Annotated in this window: 23 protein-coding genes; 9 read left to right on the forward strand and 14 right to left on the reverse strand. The window is 67.6% G+C overall.

Annotated elements, in window-relative coordinates; translation table 11 throughout:
- Nucleotides 1-107: 107 nt before the first annotated feature.
- The gene (locus tag ACFVWG_RS30285; protein WP_391546847.1) at nucleotides 108-377 is read left to right on the forward strand and encodes a hypothetical protein; all 270 of its coding nucleotides are present in this window, start codon (nucleotides 108-110) and stop codon (nucleotides 375-377) included.
- A 1-nt stretch (nucleotide 378) separates the two neighbouring features.
- Here the strand turns inward: ACFVWG_RS30285 and ACFVWG_RS30290 are convergent, their stop codons facing one another.
- Complete coding sequence (locus ACFVWG_RS30290; RefSeq protein WP_391546848.1) at nucleotides 379-1,479, reverse strand: S1 family peptidase; 1,101 nt, start codon at nucleotides 1,477-1,479, stop codon at nucleotides 379-381.
- Between the two features lie 99 nt (nucleotides 1,480-1,578).
- Nucleotides 1,579-2,607: a hypothetical protein gene (locus tag ACFVWG_RS30295; protein WP_391546849.1), complete on the reverse strand. Its 1,029-nt coding sequence runs from the start codon at nucleotides 2,605-2,607 to the stop codon at nucleotides 1,579-1,581.
- 378 nt (nucleotides 2,608-2,985) lie between these two features.
- On the opposite strand from ACFVWG_RS30295, the gene ACFVWG_RS30300 reads away from it, so the two are divergent.
- The 4 genes from ACFVWG_RS30300 (at nucleotide 2,986) to ACFVWG_RS30315 (ending at nucleotide 5,727) form a co-directional block, all read left to right on the forward strand.
- Nucleotides 2,986-3,708, forward strand: coding sequence for a DUF2993 domain-containing protein (locus ACFVWG_RS30300; protein ID WP_391546850.1), 723 nt, complete (start codon nucleotides 2,986-2,988; stop codon nucleotides 3,706-3,708).
- A gap of 132 nt (nucleotides 3,709-3,840) precedes the next feature.
- Nucleotides 3,841-4,542, forward strand: coding sequence for a PadR family transcriptional regulator (locus ACFVWG_RS30305; RefSeq protein WP_391546851.1), 702 nt, complete (start codon nucleotides 3,841-3,843; stop codon nucleotides 4,540-4,542).
- Complete coding sequence (locus ACFVWG_RS30310) at nucleotides 4,539-5,048, forward strand: DUF1707 domain-containing protein (protein ID WP_391546852.1); 510 nt, start codon at nucleotides 4,539-4,541, stop codon at nucleotides 5,046-5,048. Before ACFVWG_RS30305 ends, ACFVWG_RS30310 begins: the two co-directional genes overlap by 4 nt.
- A 61-nt stretch (nucleotides 5,049-5,109) precedes the next feature.
- A complete protein-coding gene (locus ACFVWG_RS30315) occupies nucleotides 5,110-5,727 on the forward strand; it encodes a dihydrofolate reductase family protein (protein ID WP_391546853.1) in 618 nt (205 codons plus the stop codon).
- Here ACFVWG_RS30315 and ACFVWG_RS30320 read toward each other — a convergent pair whose 3' ends face one another.
- The 5 genes from ACFVWG_RS30320 to ACFVWG_RS30340 form a co-directional block, all read right to left on the reverse strand.
- Nucleotides 5,728-6,777 carry a biotin/lipoate A/B protein ligase family protein gene (locus ACFVWG_RS30320; RefSeq protein ID WP_391547067.1) on the reverse strand — a complete coding sequence of 350 codons (1,050 nt, stop codon included), beginning with the start codon at nucleotides 6,775-6,777 and terminating at the stop codon, nucleotides 5,728-5,730.
- A gap of 47 nt (nucleotides 6,778-6,824) precedes the next feature.
- On the reverse strand, nucleotides 6,825-7,406 hold the full coding sequence (locus ACFVWG_RS30325; RefSeq protein WP_391546854.1) for an adenylate kinase: 582 nt from the start codon (nucleotides 7,404-7,406) through the stop codon (nucleotides 6,825-6,827).
- Between the two features lie 127 nt (nucleotides 7,407-7,533).
- Nucleotides 7,534-7,905 carry a YciI family protein gene (locus tag ACFVWG_RS30330; protein ID WP_391546855.1) on the reverse strand — a complete coding sequence of 124 codons (372 nt, stop codon included), beginning with the start codon at nucleotides 7,903-7,905 and terminating at the stop codon, nucleotides 7,534-7,536.
- A 9-nt stretch (nucleotides 7,906-7,914) separates the two neighbouring features.
- Nucleotides 7,915-8,817 (reverse strand): hypothetical protein, encoded by a 903-nt coding sequence (locus ACFVWG_RS30335; protein WP_391546856.1) that lies wholly within the window; start codon nucleotides 8,815-8,817, stop codon nucleotides 7,915-7,917.
- A gap of 271 nt (nucleotides 8,818-9,088) precedes the next feature.
- Nucleotides 9,089-9,919 carry an SAM-dependent methyltransferase gene (locus ACFVWG_RS30340; protein ID WP_391546857.1) on the reverse strand — a complete coding sequence of 277 codons (831 nt, stop codon included), beginning with the start codon at nucleotides 9,917-9,919 and terminating at the stop codon, nucleotides 9,089-9,091.
- A 226-nt stretch (nucleotides 9,920-10,145) separates the two neighbouring features.
- On the opposite strand from ACFVWG_RS30340, the gene ACFVWG_RS30345 reads away from it, so the two are divergent.
- The gene (locus tag ACFVWG_RS30345; RefSeq protein WP_391546858.1) at nucleotides 10,146-11,576 is read left to right on the forward strand and encodes a polysaccharide lyase 6 family protein; all 1,431 of its coding nucleotides are present in this window, start codon (nucleotides 10,146-10,148) and stop codon (nucleotides 11,574-11,576) included.
- A 58-nt stretch (nucleotides 11,577-11,634) separates the two neighbouring features.
- Complete coding sequence (locus tag ACFVWG_RS30350; protein WP_391546859.1) at nucleotides 11,635-12,159, forward strand: dihydrofolate reductase family protein; 525 nt, start codon at nucleotides 11,635-11,637, stop codon at nucleotides 12,157-12,159.
- Here ACFVWG_RS30350 and ACFVWG_RS30355 read toward each other — a convergent pair.
- Nucleotides 12,136-12,441 carry a YciI family protein gene (locus tag ACFVWG_RS30355; RefSeq protein WP_391546860.1) on the reverse strand — a complete coding sequence of 102 codons (306 nt, stop codon included), beginning with the start codon at nucleotides 12,439-12,441 and terminating at the stop codon, nucleotides 12,136-12,138. The genes ACFVWG_RS30350 and ACFVWG_RS30355 overlap by 24 nt on opposite strands.
- Nucleotides 12,442-12,502: 61 nt before the next feature.
- Between ACFVWG_RS30355 and ACFVWG_RS30360 the strand changes: the two genes are divergently transcribed.
- Nucleotides 12,503-13,027 (forward strand): GNAT family N-acetyltransferase, encoded by a 525-nt coding sequence (locus tag ACFVWG_RS30360; protein WP_391546861.1) that lies wholly within the window; start codon nucleotides 12,503-12,505, stop codon nucleotides 13,025-13,027.
- Here ACFVWG_RS30360 and ACFVWG_RS30365 read toward each other — a convergent pair.
- On the reverse strand, nucleotides 13,024-13,950 hold the full coding sequence (locus ACFVWG_RS30365) for an SDR family oxidoreductase (protein WP_391546862.1): 927 nt from the start codon (nucleotides 13,948-13,950) through the stop codon (nucleotides 13,024-13,026). The genes ACFVWG_RS30360 and ACFVWG_RS30365 overlap by 4 nt on opposite strands.
- 100 nt (nucleotides 13,951-14,050) lie before the next feature.
- Between ACFVWG_RS30365 and ACFVWG_RS30370 the strand changes: the two genes are divergently transcribed.
- A complete protein-coding gene (locus ACFVWG_RS30370) occupies nucleotides 14,051-14,716 on the forward strand; it encodes a TetR/AcrR family transcriptional regulator (RefSeq protein ID WP_391546863.1) in 666 nt (221 codons plus the stop codon).
- 1,095 nt (nucleotides 14,717-15,811) lie between these two features.
- Here the strand turns inward: ACFVWG_RS30370 and ACFVWG_RS30375 are convergent.
- The 5 genes from ACFVWG_RS30375 to ACFVWG_RS30395 all read right to left on the reverse strand — a co-directional run bounded on the left by ACFVWG_RS30375 (nucleotide 15,812) and on the right by ACFVWG_RS30395 (nucleotide 22,907).
- Complete coding sequence (locus ACFVWG_RS30375) at nucleotides 15,812-16,006, reverse strand: hypothetical protein (protein ID WP_391546864.1); 195 nt, start codon at nucleotides 16,004-16,006, stop codon at nucleotides 15,812-15,814.
- Nucleotides 16,007-16,085: 79 nt separating this feature from the next.
- Nucleotides 16,086-16,925 (reverse strand): HAD family acid phosphatase, encoded by an 840-nt coding sequence (locus tag ACFVWG_RS30380; protein WP_391546865.1) that lies wholly within the window; start codon nucleotides 16,923-16,925, stop codon nucleotides 16,086-16,088.
- 63 nt (nucleotides 16,926-16,988) lie between these two features.
- Complete coding sequence (locus tag ACFVWG_RS30385) at nucleotides 16,989-17,477, reverse strand: GNAT family N-acetyltransferase (protein WP_391546866.1); 489 nt, start codon at nucleotides 17,475-17,477, stop codon at nucleotides 16,989-16,991.
- Between the two features lie 10 nt (nucleotides 17,478-17,487).
- Nucleotides 17,488-21,093 (reverse strand): methionine synthase, encoded by a 3,606-nt coding sequence (gene metH / locus ACFVWG_RS30390; RefSeq protein ID WP_391546867.1) that lies wholly within the window; start codon nucleotides 21,091-21,093, stop codon nucleotides 17,488-17,490.
- 185 nt (nucleotides 21,094-21,278) lie between these two features.
- On the reverse strand, nucleotides 21,279-22,907 hold the full coding sequence (locus ACFVWG_RS30395) for a phospholipase C (protein WP_391546868.1): 1,629 nt from the start codon (nucleotides 22,905-22,907) through the stop codon (nucleotides 21,279-21,281).
- Between the last annotated feature and the right edge of the window lie 13 nt (nucleotides 22,908-22,920).

The following is a 22,920-nucleotide window of genomic DNA, read 5'->3' on the forward strand; positions in this document are numbered from 1 at the left end:
TTGACCTTCGACAAGCCAAGAATCCCGCGCCAGACAGGCACTTCCGTGCGTTACACGCCGAACCCAACCCCACCGACATGAAATCCCGAGGCTAGAGGCGAGGACTGATGACGATCCGATCATTGACCGAGTTCGGCGACGTCTGCCGTCGCTCGAACGCCGACCACGACCTCTCCCACCTGTACGCCGCTGTCGTGTCGGCACGGGTGGCCGAGCGGCTCGGGCGGGCGACGCGGCCGCCGGGTGGCGGCCTGCGCACCAACGGCGACCGCCTCACCACTGCACTTGTCGCGTACACCACCGCACTCGAGGGCTACGCCCTGCCGGTGCCGCCGGTGATCCGTGACGAACTCCGGCTCCGCCGCGCCCTGCCCTGACTCAGCGGACGGGCACCGGGTCCGAGAGGTATTCGGTGTGCCCGCCTTGGTTCTCGGCGAAGACCATGCAGCGGACGTCCTCACCGGACTGCGCCTTGGTCAGCGTGAAGGTCGCGGCCTTGGCACCGTCGATCTCGTAGTACCAGTCGTCGCTGCCGGTTTTGCGGTGCACCCAGTCGTACGCGATCGCCTTGCTGGGCTTGGGGTTCAGCCACCGCGGGACAGCGCAGGTCAGCGACTGGCCGACGGCCGGCGTGCCCTTGAGCGTCAACGGACCGCTCAGCCGCGGCGCCCACACCGGGTGCGGCTGCGCAGCGAAGTGCCGCAGCGCCGGGATGTTCGTGAACTCATTGATGGCGCCCTGAACGCATTCCTTGCCGACGATCTCGCCGCCGGAGCTGACCAGACCGGCGAGGACAAGTCGACCGTGCTCGCGCGCCACCACCGGACCACCGCTGTCACCCGGGCAGACGTTCATCCGCGGCGCCTGTGCACACAGGACCGATGGGTCACCGGCAGCGCCTGACTTGTCCTCCGCCGCACACACCGACGGGCTCTGCACCTTCAGGTCGCCCTTCAGCAAGGCTTCGCTGTACGTCGTTCCCGGCCCAGGCGGCGCGGTGATCCCATGCCCGAACACCGTTAACGCGGTCCCCGGCAGCAACGCCTCCCGAGCCAGCGGCAGCGGCCGAACCCCTCGTACCGGCCGTGCCAGCTCCACGATCGTCAGGTCGTTGACCGCGACCTCCGCCTGCGGATTGTTCGGGTCGACGGTCGAACTCATCATCCGGTAGCCAGGATGCGTCGAGAACGCCTTCGCCTGCACAACGCGAGTGCCGATGTGGAACTCGACATCTCCAGGCGCGGCGTAGTCCAGACAGTGCCCCGCGGTCAGCACGCGCGTCGGCGAAACCAATACGCCGCCACACCGGTACCGCTGCAGATAAGGCTCGCCCGGCTTGTCCACGACATTGGCGATCCCCACCATCCATGGTGCGTCCGCGCTGCGCGCCGGCGTACCGCCTGTCATTGCAGAGGCCGGGCCGGCAGCCAGCGATCCAGCCGCAAGGGCAAGGACGCCGACGATGGCTATCCGCTTCATCGTTCTCCCTGGTCCGCGTGATCAGAACACTTGCCAACCTAGGGATTCGGCAGGCGGTACACATCGGACGGAAGCAGTCTTTGCGCTAAGACCAAAGACTTAGGACGCGCGTGGTTTGGGGCCACTGGAGCGGAGGCTGCCGAGGCGGGAGAGGGCGTCGAACCAGAAGCGGGCTCCGGGCAACATTGCGAGTGCCATCAGCAACCAACCGACGAGAGTGAGCAGGATGTCGCTCGGACCGGAGAGGCCGTGGCGTTCGAACCAGTTGCAGGAGGCGTCCGGGAGGGTGCAGGTGGCTGTGACGCCCCAGCCGACGGGGAGGCCGGAGGCACGGACGTCGCGGATCTGCTGGCGGAGGTCGTCGAGGCACTCGGCGGGGGTTCCGGAGCAGTTCGAGTTGACGGTGGCCTGGGCGACGACAGCGCCGCGGAGGGCCTCGTCGGTGTAGAGCGAGCGGGTCAGTTCGACAACGTTCACGTTGAAGAGGACGACGACGATCGACGCGAGGGCGAGTGAGATCCAACGGACGTGGCGCTTGTACCAACCGGAGACGCGCGCCATGTGGTCGTCGTACCACTCCTCGATGCCGGCGCGAAGCTTCGTCAGGTCCTCCCCTGCCTCGGCGAGTAGACCGAGCAGCGGTTGCTTGAGCGGGTTCGCGGCTTCGAGCGCGTTGACCTTCGTCCGGACTTCATCGAGGGTCGTGGCGCCGGAGGAGTCCGGTACGAGCACCCCGATCAGCGCCCGCGCGAACGAACGGCTGGAGACGTACGACGGGAGGCTCCGCCGGTCCTTGACGCTCAGTTTGGCGTTGCCCGCGTTCGCCGGGGCCGCGCCCTTGTTGGCCGATCGGGAGACCATCGGCTGCTCGACGATCTGCGTCACCATCGGCTGCGCCGGTTCGCCTGGCTTGACGACGGGCTCCAGCGACGTACGCCGTACCAGGTCGGGCAGGCGCAACGCGAAGTCGCTCTTGCCGTCGACCAGCGACCGGATCCCCCGCAGCAGGTACTCGCCGCGCAGTCCGATGTAGCGCGCGACCGCCTCGGTCAGCACGGAGACCAGCGCGGAGAAGGCCGCGAAGGCGAAGACGAGTCCGATGACGGTCTGCAGAATCAAGCTGTCCATGAAGATCCTCACAGCAGGCGGAGGTCAATTGACGCACAGTGATCACCCCATCCACAACAGCCCAGACCCGGTACGACGCCGGCCCGGGTCTCGGCGCCGTACCGACGGACTGTGAGTAGGTTGACCGGCGGCCGGGCGCCAAGCGCAGCCACGCCTACCGACGGCCGGATCTGGCGCCCACTACCAGTCCGTCGGTACGCAGCACCCGCTCCCCGGGCGCCGGCCTCGACAGCACTGCGGCAGTTGTTGCCTTTGGCATCGAACCGGCCGCGACCGCGGGCGCCGTACGGGAGATGATCGAACCGAATCGGAACATCCGGCGTCAGACACCCTAAGCTGTGCGGGTTCGACGGGGACACCGAAGCCGGAAGGGCTGGGATGAGTTCGAGAAAACCACGTCGCTGGTTGCGGCGGCTGGTGGTCACACTGATCGTGCTCGCGGTGCTCGCGGTCGCGGCCGACCGCGCTGCCGCGTGGGCGGCGGAGAACCGGTTGGCGTCGATGGCCGAGCAGCAAGCGGCCCGCTACGACCTGACCGCCCAGGACACCTCCGTCAAGATCGGCGGGTTCGGCTTCCTGCCGCAGGTGGCGAAGGAGGAGTTCTCGACGGTCACGATGACGATGACGAAGCCGACCTTCTCCGAGGTACCGGGTGAGAACCTCGAGGTGAAGATGACCGGCGTCCACGTCCCACGGGGCGTGATCACCGGCGACGCCGGCGCGCAGGTCACCGTCGACAACACCGACATCCGGCTGAGCCTCGCACCGGCCGAGGTCGCCAAGCTGGCCGCGCGCGGCACCGGGCTGGGCGGGCTGAAGATGGAGGCCGTGGACGGCAAGCTGCGGGCCAAGCTGTCGCTGGGCGAGTTCGCCGTCGATGTCGCTGTCACCCCGACGGCGAAGAACGGGCGGGTCGCACTGGCCGTCGACCAGATCTCCGACAACATCCCGGCGGCGGCTCGCGAGCTCCTGAAGACCCGGCTGGCCCGGGGGATCTCACTGCCGAAGCTCCCGTACGACGCCACACTCAAGGAGGTCGCGGTCGAGGGCAGCTCCGTCGTGCTGATCGCGACGGCGGCGAACTTGAAGCTGACCACCTGAGTGCAAGACTTTTTACAGACCCGTCGCACCCTTAGGGGTTCGGCGGGTTTTTTCACTCCTCAGAGGGGTTGGGTACCGATCGTTCGCGATATATCGTCGAACTATCGCAAACACTGAGGAGTGGTGGTTCGGATGACGGGATCGGCATACGCGGCCGGCTGGCCCTGGGCCGGCGCGGAGCGCAACTGTGACGAATTCTTCGAGAATCTCAAGCGTGAACTACAGACCGCACTGAACGGCCGCCGCGGTCACCGTGGGCACCAGGGCCATCAGGGGTTCGGTGGCGGCGGACCGTGGGGCGGCATGTTCGGCGGCCCGCCGTTCGGGCCGCCGTGGGCCGGCCAGGGACCGCGGTTCCGCGGGCCGAAGGCGCGGCGTGGTGACGTCCGGGCCGCGATCCTCGCCGTACTGGCTGAGCAGCCGATGAACGGCTACCAGATCATCCAGGAGATCGCCGAGCGCAGCGGCGGCGCGTGGAAGCCGAGCCCCGGCTCGATCTACCCGACCCTGCAGCAGCTCGAGGACGAGGGCCTGGTGACGGCCGACGCCGAGACCGGCCGCCGGACGTTCACGCTCACCGACGAGGGCCGCACGTACGTCGCCGAGCACGCCGAGGAGGTCGCAGCGCCTTGGGAGGCGATGACCGCGCCGACGGAGTCCGACGACAACGGGTTGAAGCCGATGCTCGGTCAGGTCGCCACGGCGATGTGGCAGGTCATGTCGACCGGGACGCCGGAGCAGCAGGCCCAGGCCAAGGACGCGGTCGCCGAACTGCGGCGGAAGCTTTACGGCATCCTCGCTGACGACCAGCCTGCGGACGACGACCGCTCATGAGCACGCCCCAGTGGCAGGGCCCCGAGTGGTACGACGTGGTCGGGCGCAACCGACCGCTGCGATCGGTGCGGACCGGTCGCGAGGACCGGGACGAGCCGACCAACCGGGCCGCGCGCCGCAAGGTGCGGATCGGGGACTCGGAGCGCGACCGGGCGGTTGAGGCACTCGGCGAGCACTTCGTCGCCGGGCGCCTGACGCAGGACGAGTTCGAGGAACGCAGTGAGACGGCGACCAGAGCCCGGTACGTCGATGAGCTCGAGCCGCTGTTCGAAGACCTCCCGGTGTCCGGCGAACTGCAGGTGGCGCGCGGTCGGCATCCGCAGCAGTTCGTCCGGCCGTCGCCGTTGCTCCTGCTGATGCCGTTCCTGATGATCGGCCTGGTCGCTACCTCGGTCGCCCTGACCGCGCCCTGGCTGTTGTGGGGCGTGTTCTGGGTAGCGATCTTCAGCGGCATGCACCGCCGCCGGCACCACCACCGACGTCCGGGCGGAACTTTTCCCGCGTGATGTCAAAGTGCTCGTGACTGCTCCGACCGAGGGGTGAAAACACCCTCGGAAGGAGCAGGTCATGAGCAAGGTGCGCGTTGCGAACTTCACGGTCAGCCTCGACGGATTCGGGTCCGGCGTGAACCAGCGGCTGGACGCGCCGTTCGGGGACCGCGCGGGCAATCTCCATGAGTGGATGGAGATCGCGATGGCGGACCGCGAGAACGGCGTGGCCAACCCGGCGGTCGACCAGCTCGATCGCTACAAGGACGGCGTCGGCGCCACGATCATGGGCCGGAACATGTTCAGCCCGCTGCGCGGCGAGTGGGCCGACGAGTCCTGGCGCGGTTACTGGGGTGACAACCCGCCGTACCACCACGCCACCTTCGTCCTCACCCACCACAAGCGCCCCGACCTGGTCATGGACGGCGGTACGACGTTCCACTTCACCGGCGAGCCGATTGAGGTGGTGCTCGAGCGGGCGCGTGAGGCGGCCGACGGCCAGGACATCGTGATCGCGGGTGGCGCGTCGACGATCCGGCAGTATCTGCGGGCCGGGCTGATCGACGAGATCGACCTGTTCATCGCGCCCGTCATCACCGGCGCTGGTGAGCGGTTCGTCGATCCAGCCCTGCAGGAGTTCACCGTCGAGTCGGTGACCGCCGTACCGAAGGGCACATTGTTCAAGCTGCGCCGCTGATTACGGGACTCGCTTGAGCCATTCGTCGGTGCCGAACTTCGTTGCCACCAACTCCTCGGCACGCGCTACGGTCTCGGCATCGATGGTGCCGCCGGCCAGACCGTAGCGATTGTTGAAGGACGCGGCCATCCGGTCGATCACGTCGCGGCGGTCGAGGCCGGTCTGACTGCGGAGCGGGTCGACGCGCTTGTTGGCACTCGTCGTGCCCTTGTCGGACAGCTTCTCGCGGCCGATCCGCAGTACCTGCAGCATCTTCGTCGCATCCATGTCGTACGCCATCGTCACGTGATGCAGTACGGCGCCGCCCGCGAATCGCTTCTGGGCGGCGCCCGCGATCTTGCCCGCGGGCGAGGTGATGTCGTTGATCGGCTGGTACGTCGCGGCGATGCCGAGGTCGTTGAGCGCGCCGATCACCCAGTCGTCGAGGAAGGCATAGGACTCGACGAACGAGAGCCCGGACACCAGGGATTCGGGGACGTAGAGCGAGTAGGTGATGGTGTTCCCCGGTTCGACGAACATCGCGCCGCCGCCGGAGATCCGCCGTACCACTGTCACGTCGTTCTTGGCCGCGCCCTCGAGATCGACCTCGTTGGCGAGCGACTGGAAGCTGCCGATGATCACCGCGTTGCGGTCCCACTCCCACACGCGCAGCGTCGGCGGCCGCTCCCCCGAGCCCACCTGCTCGGTCAGCACCTCGTCCAGCGCCATCTGCAGTGCGGGCTCCCGCGGTACGTCGTGCACGAACTGCCACGCGTGGTCGTGCCACCCGGTCGCGCCGGTCAGCGCACGCCGTACGGCGACTGCTACCGCCTCTGGCGAGAATCCGACCATCTCCACGCCGTCGCCCAGCACGCCTCGCACGCGAGCCGCGACCTGAGCCGCGGGCGTCACCACTGGCAGCCCGGCCAGAGCTCCGTTGATCCGCTCCAGCGCGTCATCGGGCTCCAGGAAGAAGTCCCCACTCACCTGCGCGCTCCGGACGTGGTCCCCCACCACCTCCAGGTCGGCGACAACCAACTTCCCACCCGGCACCTTGTACTCACCATGCATATCCGTCACAACTCACCCGCGGCGGAAGTTGTTCCAGCAGGGGCAGGTCAGCTGGCAGGGGTGAACGTGTAGGTGATCTCCAGGATCCGCTCCCGGACCTGCTCGATGTCGCCGTTGCCGTCGATCTCGTGCACGAGCCCGCGCCCGCCGTACAGGGTGACGAGCGGGATGGTCTGCTCGGCGTACACCTCGAGTCGGGTCCGGATGACGTCCTCGGAGTCGTCGGACCGGCCCTGGATCTGCGCCCGGCGCAGCAGCCGCTGCACGAGCGACTCCCGGTCGACGCGGAGCACGATGACCGCAGTCAGGTCGCGACCCTGCGCAGCAAGCAGATCGTCGAGTACGGCGGCCTGGTCGAGAGTCCGCGGATACCCGTCGAGCAGGAAGCCGGAGCGGGCGTCCTCCTCGGCCAACCGCTCGCGGATCATCGCATTGGTCACCTCGTCCGGGACGTAGGCCCCGGAGTCGACGTACTGCTGCACGGTCCGGCCGAGCTCGCTCCCGGCCGCCAGATGCGCGCGGAAGATATCGCCGGTGGAGATCGCCGGAACGGCGACCTGCTCGGCCAGCATCCCGGCGTGGGTGCCCTTGCCGGCACCGGGCGGGCCCATCAAGACGACAGTCGTCACTGTGCCGCCTCCTGACTCTCGGTAAGTTGGACCACTTTAGGGGAGTCAGGCGCGTTGCGGTACGGCGTACGTCACGTCCGCCCGGGTGCCGGAACGGGAATAAGCGGCACGCCCTCGGTTCACTGGCTCACATTGTTGACCTGAGCTCGATCGTGTCCCCCGGGCTCGCGAACAGCTCGGCGATGGCCTCGGCGCGCTCCTGGGAAGCGACATCGAGCAGGAAGAACCCGGCCAGGTGCTCCTTCGCCTCGGCGTACGGGCCGTCGGTGGTGACCCGGCGACCGCCCTCCAGCCGGTAGATCCTGGCGTCCGCCGCCGGGCCGAGCGCCTGCCCGGAGATCAGTTCGCCCGATGCGGACAGCTCGGTCAGCCGCTCCTCGAACTCCTTGTTCATCGCCTCCCGCTCGGCGACCGGGGTCGCCCGGCCCTCCTCGGTGAAGTCGAAGGTCGGGTGGCCCCACGGTTGCGGGTTGGAGTGGATCAGGATCAGGTACTTCACGGCATCCTCCTAGGTTGCTTTGCCCGCGACGTCGGAGTCGCCGATCAGCCCTCGACATTCTGGGCGAAGTATTTTCGCGAGCCCGGGTACCTCGGCCGCGCGGCGCGCCACCCCGGCCAGCAGATCGGCCACCTGAACCCGTGGATCCTGCCGCGAATCGACCTGCCGGAGCCCGGCCAACGGCGGCGGAGCCGGTACGACGGCCGCCGCGAGGTACCGGGCCAGCCGGGCGACGCGGTGACGGGTCAAAGCACTCTGCTCGTCGTGGACGATCGCGACCGATCGCTCCCCCGCACTCCAGTACAACGCCGTCTCGGCGAGCGCCGGGACCAACGGCTCCAGCGGCGGCGGGATCGCCGGATCGTCCTCGATCAGCCGGAGCAGCGTCTCCTCGACCCGGCTCCGCGGCAACTCGATCGGCAACTCGCTCGGTAACAAGGCGAAGAACCGGTCGATGGCGTCGTGATCGAGCATCCGCAACCGCTTCGTCCGGGCCAGCACCAGGAACGAGTCGAGGAGCTCGGTCCGCGACCGCAGTACCTCGACACTCGCTCCGCCCTCCAGCCTCTTTAGTTGGGCCCGACCGAGCCGGGTCCCATCGCCGTACGAGGGCTCGCCGGTGAACAGCTCGAGCACCCGGGTCGCGACGTACAGCCTCTTGTCGATCACATGCACGTGCGCCCGCCCGTCGAGCGCGGCCAGGAACCGCCCGAGCGCCGGCCGCTGCTCGGGTCGCAACAAACGGTTCGACTTGTACTCGCTGGTGGTCCGCGAGCCGACGCTCGTCATCACCTCCGCCGCCTCCGCGACGCTGAGGTCAACGGACGCATGCGTGATGACCGGCGCGGCCGGGTCGAGCAGATTACTCCCGGAGAACCCGGATTCGTCACAAGCGATCTCAAGCTCAGGCATCCGACAGGCTCCAAGGCTGAATGGCTGCACACCGACAGGGCCCGTCGCACCCGACAGGCGTGATCACGCGGAAACCGCAGATCAGGAGGCGGCAGCACCCTCAGCAGACATGTCCCCCATCATCAACCGCCACGCCCCACCAACACCACCCAATTCCAACGTCCGAACGATCGGAGGGCCCGTCTCCGGTTCTTCGGACGTTACGAGGGGCACAGCGCTAACGTCCGAACGATCGGAGGGCCCGTCTCCGGTTCTTCGGACGTTAGGTGGGTCAGGGTTTGCGGGCCAGGGCGCCGATGATGAGGCGGGCGGCGCCGGTGGGGCTGAGGGTGGTCTGTTCGCCGGCGGGCCACCAGTGGGCCAGGTCGGTGATGCCGGGGTCGAGGATCTCGAGGCCGGTCAGGGCCTCGGTGATCTCCTCGGTGGTGCGGAAGCGCAGGCGCGGGAAGTACTCGCGGAACTTGCCCTCGATCGAAGTGGCGAAGCTGGCCAGCCGGCTGCCGTCGTTGGGGTTCATCGGGTGCGTGATCGCCACGAAGGAACCGGACGGCAGCGGGGCGAGGTAGGCGTTGAGGAGCTGCTGCAGCTGGTCGTTGTCGGCGAGCGTGTGCAGGACCAGCCCGAAGATCAGCCCGACCGGTTTCTCGAAGTCGAGGGCGTCGACCACGGTCGGGTGCTCGAGCACCATCGCCGGGTCGAGGATGTCGACGGCGGCGAAGAACGCGCTGCGGTCGTCGGCCAGCAGGGCCTGACCGTGCGAGATCGCGGTCACGTCGTTGTCGGTGTAGACCGTCCGGGCCTGCGGATTCGCGGCCAGTACGACGTCGTGCAGGTTGCGCTCCGACGGCAGTCCCGAGCCCAGATCGAGGAACTGGCCGACCTTGGCCTCGGTCATCCGGCCGATCGCGGTCGCGATCCAGCGCCGGTTCTCCGTGGCCAGCTGCGGAATCTCCGGCGCCACCTTGAGCAGCTCGGCGAAGACGTGCCGGTCGATCTCGAAGTTGTTCTTGCCGCCGAGCATCAGGTCGTAGATGCGCGCGTCGGACGGGCGGTGCAGATCGAGCTCAGGCCCGATCCGGCGCGCGACGTTACCCTCCGGCATCGCCCCGACCACCTCACTCCACATCCGAAAAGCAAGCTTTCGCAGAGGCTACCGCGCACCCGGTCCGCACTCCCCAACGGGGCGCGTTGCGGAACTCCGCCCCCGAATCTTCCGCCCGGCGGGAGATTCGGGCAACCCCGACGGTAAGCGCTTGCCAGCACCCGGAGAGCGACCGCAGACTGAGCGCCACCTTCCGGTCCACCGCCCCGATTCCCCGGAGAACCTCATGCCACCACTCGGCCGCCGCACCTTCCTGACCGCCGCCCTCGCGACCTCAGCCACGCTCGCCGGCACCAGCTCGGCCCGCGCCAGTACCCGGGCCATCCAGGTCCGGACCGTCGACGAACTCCGCCGTGCCGTCGCGGCCGCCCAGCCCGGCGACGAGATCGTGCTCGCCAACGGCACCTACAACGTCACCGGCAGCCAAGGCATCCCCATCTCGGGCCGCCACGGTACGGCGTCCGCCCCGATCACCGTGCGGGCCGCGACGACCGGCGGCGCGACGCTGACCGGGGATCGCGGGTTCGTGCTGGCCGACTCGACGTACGTCGTACTGAGCGGCTTCAAGCTGCGGCAGCGGACCACCTTCGACATCCCGACGACCTGCAAGAACATCCGGATCAGCCGCAACGACATCCAGGTCGCCGACCTCGAAGGCGTGAGCTACGTGCTCGCCCGCGGCGACAACACGGTGATCGAGCGCAACCACTTCCACCACAAGTCGACGCTCGGCGTCTTCCTCGCCGTCGAGGGCCCCGGCTCGGCCGGGATGGCCCGTGGCGTCCAGATCGTCCGGAACTACTTCTCCGACCACACCTTCGGCGGCGACAACGGCGGCGAACCGATCCGGCTCGGGCTCAGCGGCCGCTCGCTGAGCGACGCCGGCGCGATCGTCGAGGAGAACCTGTTCGAGCGCGCGAACGGCGACCCGGAGGCGATCTCGGTCAAGTCGACGGGGAACTTCATCCGGTACAACACCGTGCGCTCCAGCCTCGGCGGCATCGTCCTGCGGCACGGCAACAAGTCCCGGGTCGAAGGCAACTTCCTCCTTGCCGGGAGCAACGGAATCCGGATCTACGGCAACGATCATCTGATCGTGAACAACTATGCCGAGCGGATCAGCGGCTCCGGCATCGTGCTCGGCAGTGGCAGCGTCCGCGACCACAAACCAGAGGACTCGGCGGAGAGCCGCAAGGGCAACGACGCACCGGACCGCGTGACGATCGCGCTCAACACCGTGCTCTCCTCCGGTACGGCGATCAGCGGCGAATCGCAGCGCACCCTGCCCCCGCTGGGCTGCACGATCGCCGACAACCTGCTCGTCGGCGACTCCGGCCAACTGGTCTCGATGCCCTTCCAGCAAGGCATCACCTGGTCGGGGAACCTGCTCTGGGGCGCGGCCGGCAACGGCAACATCCCCTCCTCCGGCTTCACCCGCAAGGACCCCAAGCTCGATGCCGGGTCCGACGGCGTACGGCGTCTTGGTGCTGGAAGCCCGGCCATCGACGCCGCGAGCCGTACCTACCCGACGGTGCCCCAGGACCTCGACGGTCACGCCCGCTCCGGTCGCGCTGATGTCGGCGCGGACGAATACAGCACCGCCACTCCGGTACGTCGTCCGCTGCTGCCGGCCGACGTCGGCCCCGCCTCGCGATGAGTTTCCTCCCGCTCACTCGTCTTAACTGATCCAAGCAACGAGTGAGCGGGAGATCGCGATGGCAAAACTGCTGTATTCGGTGACGATGTCGGCCGACGGCTTCATCACCGGACCGAACGGCGACATGCAATGGATGCGGCCCTACCTCTCAGCGATCCCAGAGGTCGATGAGCTGATCCCTCAGATCGGGTCGATCCTGGTCGGCCGCCGTTCGCACGACGGCGACGATCCGCACAAGGGCGACGAGGGCGAGGGCAAGGCGTTCGGCGGCGGCTGGGACGGACCGCACTTCGTGGTCACCCACCGCCCGCCGCAGCTGCCCGAGCCAGGCGTGACGTACGTCGATCAGTTGCCTAAGGCAATCGCCGCAGCGAAGGAGGCGGCCGGGGACAGGTACGTGAACATCATCGGCGCCGACATCGCCCGGCAATGCCTCGCGGCCGGTGAGGTCGACGAGGTGCTGCTGATCGTCGCGCCGGTCTTCCTCGGCGACGGCACCCGAGTGTTCGAGGAGCCCGGCGGCCGGACGATCCGGCTCCGACCACACCCGGGCAGCAACCTACGGTTCGACGTACTGCGATAAGGCTCCGCGCATCACCGCGCGGATCTCGACGTACCGGCCGTCGGTGCACGCGTCCGGTAGCAGCCGAGCCAACTCGACGGCACGATCCTGGTTCTCGACGTCGATCAGGTAGTACGCGTCGATGCGCCCGGGACCGGCCCGATCGGGCACAGTCACGGTGAGCTGTTGGTGCGCCAGCAGCTCACCGCCGATCAGTTCGCCGGCCTCGCGGGCGGTCTGCTCGAAGGTGGATCTGCGCAGGTCGGCGCAGGTTTCACCGTGCAGGATCAACAGGAATCTCATCAGCACGCTCCTCTCATTAATTCAGACGGAGCCGCCGGTCGTGGTTTGACATGATGACGGAATGTTCGTGCAGACCGAGCGGCTGACCCTGCGCCGCTTCACTCCCGCCGACGCGACCGCGTTCACGGCGTACCGATCGGATCCGGACGTGGCCCGCTATCAGGGATGGGAGGTGCCGATCCCCGACCCGCTCGCCACGGTGACCAGATATGGCGAGGGAGACCCGGATGCGCCCGGCTGGTTCCAGTACGCCGCCGACCTGGACGGCGTGCTGATCGGGGACCTCGGGGTCAACCTGCACGAGAACCTGATGCAGGTCGACCTCGGCTTCACCCTCGCTCCGGCGTACCAGGGCAAGGGCTACGCGACCGAGGCGGTGCGGGGTCTGCTCGATCACCTGTTCACCGTGAAGAACCTGCACAAAGTGTCGGCCGAGTGCGATGCCCGCAACACGCCCTCCGCGCGACTACTCGAACGCGTCGGCTTCCAGCGCGAGGGCCTGCGCCGATCGCACAGCTGGATCAAGGGCGAGTGGACCGACGACCTCCTGTACGGCGTCCTGCGCAGCGACTACGTACGCGCTTAAGCCACCACTGACGCGAGGGCCACACCGGTGAGGTCCTCAGCGGCGGACCACAAGCGCGCGGCATCGGACTCGTTGCGGGCTCGCTTGGGCTGGCTGGTGAGTTTGGTGGGGCCGACCAGGCCGAAGATGCCGGAGGGACCGTAGTAGGCGCCGTGCTGGGCCTCGGAACTGGTGGCGGCGTAGAGGAGAGGTTCGGTGCCTTCGGCAACCTCCTGGGAGGGGAGGATGCGGCTGAGGAGGCGGTTGACCAGGGGCTGCGAGACGGGGCCCTCCAAGGAGGCGCCGGCCGTCAGCAGGTTGGTGTTGGTGAAGCCGGGATGGGCGGCGACGCTACGGAGGTTCCAGCCGCGGTCGGTGGCCAGTTTCGCGAGGTGGTTGCTGAGCATCAGGTCGGCCAGCTTGGACTGGGCGTATGCCCGCTCGGCGCTGTAGCTCCGCTCCCAGTTGAGGTCGTCGAAGTTGATCCGGCCGAAGTTCGCCGTACCGCTGCTCATCGTGACGACGCGCGATGCGGGAGCGGCCAGCAGAAGCGGCAGCAACCGCACGGTCAGCGCGAACGGGCCGAGGAAGTTGGAGCCGAACTGCAGCTCGAAACCGTCGGCAGTCGCGATGCGGGTCGGTGGGTGCATCACGCCGGCGTTGTTGATCAGGAGATCCAGGTGCGGTTCGTCGGCGGCCAGGCCCTCGGCGAACTCCTGGACCGAGGCCAGGTCGGCCAGGTCGAGGCGGCGGATCTCGAGCTGCGCGCCGGGCACCTCGGCCAGGATCTCGGCGCGGGCGGCTTCGCCCTTGGCGACGGTGCGGACCGCCATCACGACGCGGGCACCGGCCGCGGCCAGGCGCTTGGTGGCTTCCTTGCCGGTACCGCTGTTGGCACCGGTGACGACGGCGAGCTTGCCGGTCTGGTCGGGAACGACGTACATGAGGGGCCTCCGCGATAAAAGACTGCCGGTCTGTTACGTTCCCGACATTATCAGACCGCTGGTTCGATAACAACAGACCGACGGTCTGTAGACTGTGAGCGTGACCACCTTCCTGCGCGCCCGCAACGAGGAGCAGCGCGCGGTCCGGCGTCAGGCGATCCTGGCCACGGCCGCGGAGATGCTGACCGAGATGCCGGTCAACGACGTCAGCCTGAACGAGCTGAGCCGCCGCGTCGGCCTGGCCAAGTCGAACGTGCTCAAGTACTTCGAGTCCCGCGAGGCTGTCCTGCTGGAGCTGTCCGGGAGCGAACTGGCGGCCTGGGTGGACGATCTGGCCGCCGGGGTCGCGAAGATGCCGGCGGACGCGCCGCTGGCCGAGCGCGCCGGGCTACTGGTGGACGTGATGGTCAGCAGCTTCAGTGCCCGGCCGGTGCTCTGCGACCTGATCAGTACGCAGGCGTCGGTGCTGGAGCGCAACATCTCGGCCGAGACGGCGCTCGCCTTCAAGCGCGGGGCGGGGGTCGGTTACGAGCGGATGATCGAGGCCGTCATGATCGCGCTGCCGGAGATCGGCCGCGAGGGCGCGATGCGCTTCATTCCCCCGGCCAGCCTGCTGGCCGGAGCGATCTGGACCCACGCCCATCCCACCCCGGCCCTGCTCGCCGCGTTCGACGCGGACCCCGCCCTCGCGCCGCTACGGATGGAGTTCGAACCGGCCCTGCGCGACCAGCTCACCACCCTCCTCACCGGCGTCCTCCCCCGCTAACGTCCGAAAGCCCGGAGACGGGCCCTCCGGTCTTTCGGACGTTGTGAATCCGCCGTGGCTAACGTCCGAAAACCCGGAGACGGGCCCTCCGGACCTTCGGACGTTGTGAATCCGCCGTGGCTAACGTCCGAAGAACCGGAGACGGGCCCTCCGATCCTTCGGACGTTGGAGATTTCAGGTTTCTCCTGCTCGATGTGTGGGTGACGCCGGCACTGCCGGGGGTGCGGCCGCTCCGGCGTCTGAGTTGGATCCGCCGGTTGCGTACACACCGACTGTTACTACGCCTGCCAGCCGCCCCTTTTCAGCGCCTCCGTCACGCTGCAGCACGCCCGCTCCGTCCGCGTACCAACAGTCGGTCTGTACAGCCCGACCGCCGAAGCGCCCTATTTTCGCCGCACCCCAAGCCCGTCCACCCCAAGCAACTGCGAACCCGCCGGCGTCGTCCCCGGACCGCAACCACGACCCGCCAGCCAGCCACACGCGAGGCAGCAACGGTTACCCGCGGGGCTTCTTTTCCGACCGCAACCACAGCCCGTCAGCCCTAGGCAACGAAGAGCGCGGTCACCGACCGCACCATCCCCCTCAGCCACCGCATCGCCCAGCCACCCCGTCTTTTGATCGGCCGCAACCAGCCTCACCCACAACGCGACGTACCCGGCCGAGTCGCCCACCTGGCCCGCCGCGCCACCTCGACCGCCTCCGGCGGTCGACTGAAAGCTTCGCGCGCGCCCAGCAGACGGCTGAGAGGGATGGCGCGGTCGGCGATCGAGGTGCACGTTGCCTGGGACTGACGGGCTGTGGCTGAGGTACGTGACGCCCGGAGCTTAGGCTATCGGCGAGTTTTTCGGGTCCAGGCGACGAAAAACTCACCCATAACGCGGCCGACCGCCCTAGGCGAGGCACCTTGTGCACCCCTCAACCCACGCAACGCCCGCCGAAATGGCTGAACCGTGCTCAAGGTCCGACGGCGGGATCACCTTGTGCACCCCTCAACCACGCAACGCCCGCCGAAGTGGCTGGGCCGTGCTCAAGGTCGGATGTCGGGATCACTCAATGAGGGGAGAACCAGCAACTTGCGCGGAGATCCCCTCAATTTCACGGGGCGAAGACCGGAGTGAGGTCGACGAAGATCCGGTAGTCGGTGATCAGGCCGGCGTCGTCGATGTCCCAGATGCTGATGGCGGGCACCGTGACGTCCTTGCCATCGAGGCCGGTGTACGTCACATCGGTCTCGGCGATCGTGGTCGCCTCGATGGTCCCGATCCTGCAAGGCAACGACACCCGCTCCATCCGTGCAGAGTCATCTGAAGTCGATCTTCGCCAAGGTCGGTGTTCGCAGCCGCCGCGAACTGGTCGGGCGGATCAGTACTCAGGGCAGGTAGTAGTTCGGGTTCGGCAGCTTGAAGGTGCGATCGGCGTACCCGCCCTTGAGGTCGGAGTACTGGTCGCCGAAGTTCGCGACGATGTCGTAGCCGAGCGACTCGATGTGCGCGCGAGTGGCCGACTTGTAGTGGATCGTCGTACAGGCACCGTTCGGGTCGGCGGCACACGCCGTCTTCAGGTACGCCGGGTAGTCCGCGAGCGCGGGCTTGGTGAACAGGCCGTCCTCGCCGTTCGGCAGGCTGGTCGGCTTCGGGTAGCCGGCGTCGACGCCGATCCCGTCAGCCGTCAGGTTGCCGAGCGTCGCCTGCTCCTGCGCGGCGCCCCGACCGGTCAGGAAGAAGATCGCGTAGCCCTCGCGCTCAGCCGTCTTCGCCAGATCCACCATGCCCGGTACGGCGGGGAATTTCTGCCCCAGCACGAAGTCCGCGTTGGTGGTCGGGTTGTACGCCCAGTTGCTCGCGATCTCGTAGTTCCACGTGGCCAGCGAGGTGTCGTCGACGTCGAGCAGGATCGCCTTGGTCTGGCGCGAGTGGTGCGGCGCCGCGAGCGCGCGCTTCCCGGCCTGGGCAACCGAGGTCGCCTCGCGCGCATAGTTGCTGTTGGCATCGAATGTGCCGGTGCCGAGCGGATCACCGTAGTAGTTCCGCAGTTGCTGCCGCAGGACGTCGATGTTGGTGACATCGCGTTCCTTGTGCGGCGTCGATGTCTGAATGGCCGGCTGCTTCGTCGCCACCCCTGCCGAGTAGGCGACCCCACCGACCACCGACGTCAGCGCGAGCGCCGCGATACCGGTGACAACCGACCGCCGCGAGATGCGGATACCCATGATGACCTCTCCCAGAACGAGTGTTGCTTGCTCCAGCAACCTAAACCCGTCGGAGCCGAGAAGTCAGCTGACAGATGTCACTGCTTTGACGTATCGGTGACACGGCACCGGCAGAGTGCCACGCTCGACTGACGCTGGGTAGTCGAAGCGCCCTGTGTCGGCCCAGCCGCAGCGTTCGTAGAAGCGGCGGGCCCGGGCGTTGCCAGTGACGACAGCCAGCCAGGCTTCGTCGTGACCGTTGGCTGCCACCTGCCGCTCAGCCTCGGACAGCAGTACGCCGGCCACTCCAGACCCGCGGTGGTCTCGTGACACGTAGACCTGCTCGACCTCGTCGTCGACGACCATCACGAACCCCGCGATGTCGTCGTCCACGACCGCGACGGTGGCATCGTCGATGCGGTCCGCGGCGCGGGTCCAGAAGGACTCCTTGGTGCGGATGGCGACGAGGTCCTCGGGAACATGGCCGTGGTGACCGTCGGCCCAGCCGAGGTGCCAGATCGACGCGATGGCATCGGAGTCGGCAACAACGGCTGGGCGCACGATCACAGTCATGCCGGTCAGACTAAGCCGGTTCGTAGGCCAAGTTCGGGCGGAGCCAGCGCTCGATCTCCTCCACCGTTTCCCCGCGGCGGGCGGCGTAGTCGGTGATCTGGTCCTTGCCCAGGCGGCCGACGCTGAAGTAGCGCGCAGCCGGGTTCTGGAAGATCAGACCGGAGACGGCGGCCGCCGGCGTCATCGCGAACGACTCGGTCAGGGCCAGGCCGAGCTTGTCCGCCTCGAGCAGGTCGAACAGCTCCTGCTTCTCGCTGTGGTCCGGGCTGGCCGGGTAGCCGAGGGCCGGCCGGATCCCGCGGAACCGCTCCGCGTGCAGATCTTCCAGCAACGGCTCGGCATCCGGCTCGAACCAGGCCTTCCGCGCGTCCAGGTGGATCCACTCGGCGAACGCCTCGGCGAGCCGGTCGGCCAGTGCCTTCACCATGATCGCGCGGTAGTCGTCGTTCTTCGCCTCGTACACCGCGGCGAGCTTCTCGGCACCGTGGATCGCCACCCCGAAGCCACCGAGGTAGTCGTCCGCAGGCGCCACATAGTCAGCCAGGCACCGGTTGTGCCGTCCGGCCGGCTTCTCGGTCTGCTGCCGCAGCATCGGGAACGAGATGTCCGTCCCGTCCAGCAGGATGTCGTCGCCCTCGCTGTGCGCCGGCCAGAAACCGTAGGCGCCTTCGGCCTGGAAGGAGCCGTCGGCAATGATCTCGTCGAGCAGCGTCTGCGCGTCGTCGAAGAGCTCGCGCGCCACCGGCTGCTCCAGGATCGCCGGGTACTTCCCCTTCAATTCCCAAGCCAGGAAGAGGAACTGCCAGTCGACCATCGCGCGCAGCGTCTCGATGCTCGGCGACACCCGGCGCAATCCGGTGAACGTCGGTACCGGCGGCGTACCGTGCTCAACCGGCTCGAAGTTCGCCCGCGCCTGCTCGACCGTCAGCAGTGGTGCGCGCTGCTTGTTGGCGTGCTGCTCGCGCAGCCGCTCCTGGTCGGCAGCGTTGCTGATGGCAAGCGCTTCGGCCCGGTCGTCGTCCAGCAGATCCGACACCACGCCGACGACGCGGGACGCATCCAACACATGCACGGTGGTTTTCTCGTACGCCGGTGCGATGCGAACCGCAGTGTGTTGCTTCGACGTGGTCGCGCCACCGATCAACAGCGGCAGCTTGAGCCCGCGGCGCTGCATCTCACTCGCGACCGCAACCATCTCGTCCAGCGACGGCGTGATCAGACCAGACAGCCCGACCGCATCGGCGCCCTCGGCAATAGCCGTGTCGAGGATCTTTGCCGCCGGCACCATCACGCCGAGGTCGATCACCTCGTAGTTGTTGCAGCCCAGCACCACGCCGACGATGTTCTTGCCGATGTCGTGGACGTCGCCCTTGACCGTCGCCAGCACGACCTTGCCCTGGCCGCGGACGGCCTCGGCGCGGCCCTCCTGCCGGGCGAGCTCCTTCTCGGCTTCCATGTAGGGCTCGAGGTAGGCGACCGAGCGCTTCATCACGCGCGCGCTCTTCACCACCTGCGGAAGGAACATCTTGCCGGCGCCGAACAGGTCGCCGACCACCTTCATGCCGTCCATCAGCGGGCCCTCGATCACCTCGAGCGGCCGCGGCAGCTTCTGCCGGCACTCCTCGGTGTCGGCCTCGATGAAGTCGACGATCCCGTGCACGAGCGCGTGCGACAGCCGTGACTCGACCGTGCCCTCACGCCAGGTCAGGTCGACCTCGCGCTTGGTGCCCTTGCCCTTCACGTTCTCGGCGAACGAGACCAGCCGGTCGGTGGCGTCCTCGCGGCGGTTGAAGATGACGTCCTCGACCAGCTCCAGTAGGTCCTTCGGGATGTTCTCGTAGACCGCCAGCTGACCGGCGTTCACGATGCCCATGTCCAGACCGACCTTGCCCGCGTGGTACAGGAACGACGAGTGCATCGCTTCGCGGACGATGTCGTTGCCCCGGAACGAGAACGACAGGTTCGAGATGCCGCCACTGATGTGGACGCCGGGACAGCGTTCCTTGATCAGCGGCAAGGCCTCGATGAAGTTCAGCGCATAGCCGTTGTGCTCCGACATGCCGGTCGCGACGGCCAGCACGTTCGGGTCGAAGATGATGTCCTCGGCCGGGAAACCGATCCCGGTCAGCAGGTCGTAGGCACGGCCGCAGATCGACACCTTGCGCTCGACGGTGTCGGCCTGGCCCTGCTCGTCGAACGCCATCACGACGGCCCCGGCGCCGTACGACATGATCTTCGCGGCCCGCTCGAGAAACTCTTCCTCGCCTTCCTTCAGGCTGATCGAGTTCACGACGCCCTTGCCCTGCACGCATTTCAGGCCGGCCTCGAGCACGGTCCACTTCGAGCTGTCGATCATGATCGGGATCCGGGCCACCTCGGGCTCGGTCGCGATCAGGTTCAGGAACGTGGTCATCGCCTGCTCGGAATCCAGCAGGTCGGCGTCCATGTTGACGTCCAGCAGGTTCGCGCCACCGCGCACCTGCTCCAGCGCCACGTCGACCGCGGCCTGGTGGTTGTCGCCCTCGATCAGCCGGCGGAACCGCGCCGAGCCGGTCACGTTGGTCCGCTCACCGATCATCACGAAGCCGGTGTCCGCGCTGATCTTGAACGGCTCCAGCCCGGAGAACCGAGTGGTGTGATCAGTCGGTACGACGGGACGCGGCGGCAGGCCCTTGACCGCGGTCGCGATCCGGTTGATGTGGGCGGGCGTCGTACCGCAGCAACCGCCGACGATGTTGACCAGGCCCGACTCGGCGAACTCCTGCAACAGCCCAGCGGTCTGGTCCGGGGTCTCGTCGTACCCACCGAAGGCATTCGGGAGACCCGCGTTCGGGTGGGCGGCGACGAAGGTGTCGGAGAAGCGGGCCAGGTCGGCCACGTGCGGACGGGCCTCGGCCGCGCCCAGCGCGCAGTTGACGCCCACGACCAGCGGCTTGGCGTGCTCGATCGAACTCCAGAACGCCTCGACGGTCTGACCGGACAGCGTCCGGCCGCTCAGGTCGACGATGGTCACCGAGATCCACAGCGGCAGATGCGGCGCGACCTCGTGCGCGGCGGCGATCGCGGCCTTGCAGTTCAAGGTGTCGAAGATGGTCTCGATCAGCAGCAGGTCGACGCCGCCCTCGTCGAGCGCGGCGATCTGCTCGGCGTACGTCGCCTTGACCTGCTCGAACGTCACCGCCCGGTACGACGGGTCTTCGACCTTCGGGGACAGCGACAGGGTCACGTTCAGCGGACCGATCGACCCGGCGACGAACCGGTCACCGAACTCGTCGGCCGCCTGCCGGGCGAGCTGGGCGCCGCGCACGTTCATTTCGTGGACGTACGCCTCCAGGCCGTAGTCGGCCTGGGCGATGCTCGTTGCGGTGAAGGTGTTCGTGGTGGTGATGTCGGCGCCGGCCGCGAGGTACTGCCGGTGGACGTCGAGAATCAGGTCCGGACGGGTCAGGATCAGCAGGTCGGGGTCGCCGGTGAGGTCGTGGGTGTGGTTCAGGAACCGGTCACCCGTGTAGTCCGCCGGCGACAGCTTGGCACCCTGCAGCATCGTGCCCCAGGCCCCGTCGAGCACCGCTACCCGCTCCGACAGGAGCTCCCGCAGTTGCGTTTCCGCCGACATCCGTCGAGCCACCTCCAGATTTGCTCCGGAGGCGCCCTTGCCACAGTGCCCCCACTGCTGAGGCCCAGTCGAGCGTGGCGGACCGTAACGGTCCGTTGCAGCGCCTCTCGAGCTGGTCACATCATGTTAGTGGGGGCACCGCCGATTTCCAGCCTCAATGCCCACTATTTGAGATGGCTGTTCAGTTAGTGAACGACGGCTCCGGTCTTCGGGTCCAGGATCAACTGCTGCTTGCTGGGCCGCTGCCAGAAGTCGAACAGGCCGTTCAGGCTGTGCGCCCGCTGATCGAACGAGTGATCGCCGATCCGGCCGGTCCGCCAGTTGTCCTCGATGAACTTCAGCACCGAGGTCTGATCGGTCAGCGAGTGGTCGACGTGGTTGCTCTTCGCGTACGGCGAGACCACCAGCAGCGGCAGCCGCGGACCGTACCCGCACCGGTCGGCGTACCCACCAGCGACCGGGGCGTGACCACAGAGCTTCGCGTCGTCGAGCGCGGCGTCCTTGGAACCGTTCACGACCGGCGACTTCACGTGGTCGTACCAGCCGTCGGAGTCGTCATAGGCGAGTACGACGGCAGTCGACGACCACTCCTTCGACTTCTGCAACTGGTTGATCTCCTTGACCACGAACGCCTGCTCGTCCAGCGGGTCCGAGTAACCGGCGTGCCCGTCCTGGTACTCACCGGCCTTCAGGAAGCTGACCGCCGGCAGGTTGTTCGCCGCCAGGGCTGCGTCGAAGTCCGAGGTGTCGTACTGGTGGTTGGCCTGATCGGTGCGGCCGATCGCGGCCACCGAGCTCGGCGGCAGGTGCTGCGGGTTCGCCGTCGACTTGTAGTACATGAACGGCTCGTGGTGCGGGCTGTAGTCCGTCGACGAGAGACCGCCGATGTTCGGGTGCGTCGCACCACAGACGGCCTTGCCGTTCGCCGTACCGGTCGGCTTGAAGCCACCCTGGAACCAGCCCCAGGTGACCTTCTGCTTGTTCAGCAGGTCGCCGATGTTCTGTCCGTGCATGACGGCCAGGTTGTTCGTCGCCGTACCGTTCTTGTTCGAGCAGTCGTCGTAGAACGGGTCCGGGTCGTTCGTCATCGTCCCGATCCCGTTCGCGTCCGGCGACTGAACGGCGTACGCGTCCGTGGTCGGCTTGCCGGTCTTCGGGTCGAATGCCTGGACGCCGTGGGTCTGCCCGGAGATCAGGTTGACCGCACCCGGCGTGGACGGGCCATAGACCGTGTCGAACGAGTTGTCGCTGAGCGCGTAGTGCTGCGCGTAGTTCCACATCGCGGTGACGGTGTTGCCGTCGTAGTAGTCCATCACCAGACCCGGCTCACCGAACAGCACCGGCTGACCGGTGCACTTGTCGGTCTCGGTGTTCTCGACGAACTTGTCCATCTTGCCGCCGTTGACGGCCTTCTGCTCCGGCCCGTACGCGTGGTTCTGGTCGCAGGTCAGCGCCTGCGACGGCGCCAGCCGCTTGGGGTTGTAGGCGTTCGGGTTCGCGAGCAGCAGCTTCTTGCTCAGCCCGTTGACCTTGGGCGTGTGCCGGCTCGCGACGAACTTCGTCCCGTTCTCGTTGGTCGCGTACGGGTAGGTGCCGAAGTAGTGGTCGAACGAGATGTTCTCGCCGAAGATCACCACCACGTGCTTGATCGGCGTACTCGTCGGGACCGGCCGGTTCCAGGCGGCGGCTTCGGCCACTGAGTAGGTTGCGGCGGAGTTGCTCAGCTGATGGGTGTCGCCGGAGCATCCGGCGGCAAGCACCAAGCCCGACGCGGCCACGGCCGCCGTGGCCGCCACCCGAAGTCTTGTGCGCATTGCCATTTCTCCT

Source organism: Kribbella sp. NPDC058245, from assembly GCF_042882005.1.
Classification (GTDB): domain Bacteria; phylum Actinomycetota; class Actinomycetes; order Propionibacteriales; family Kribbellaceae; genus Kribbella.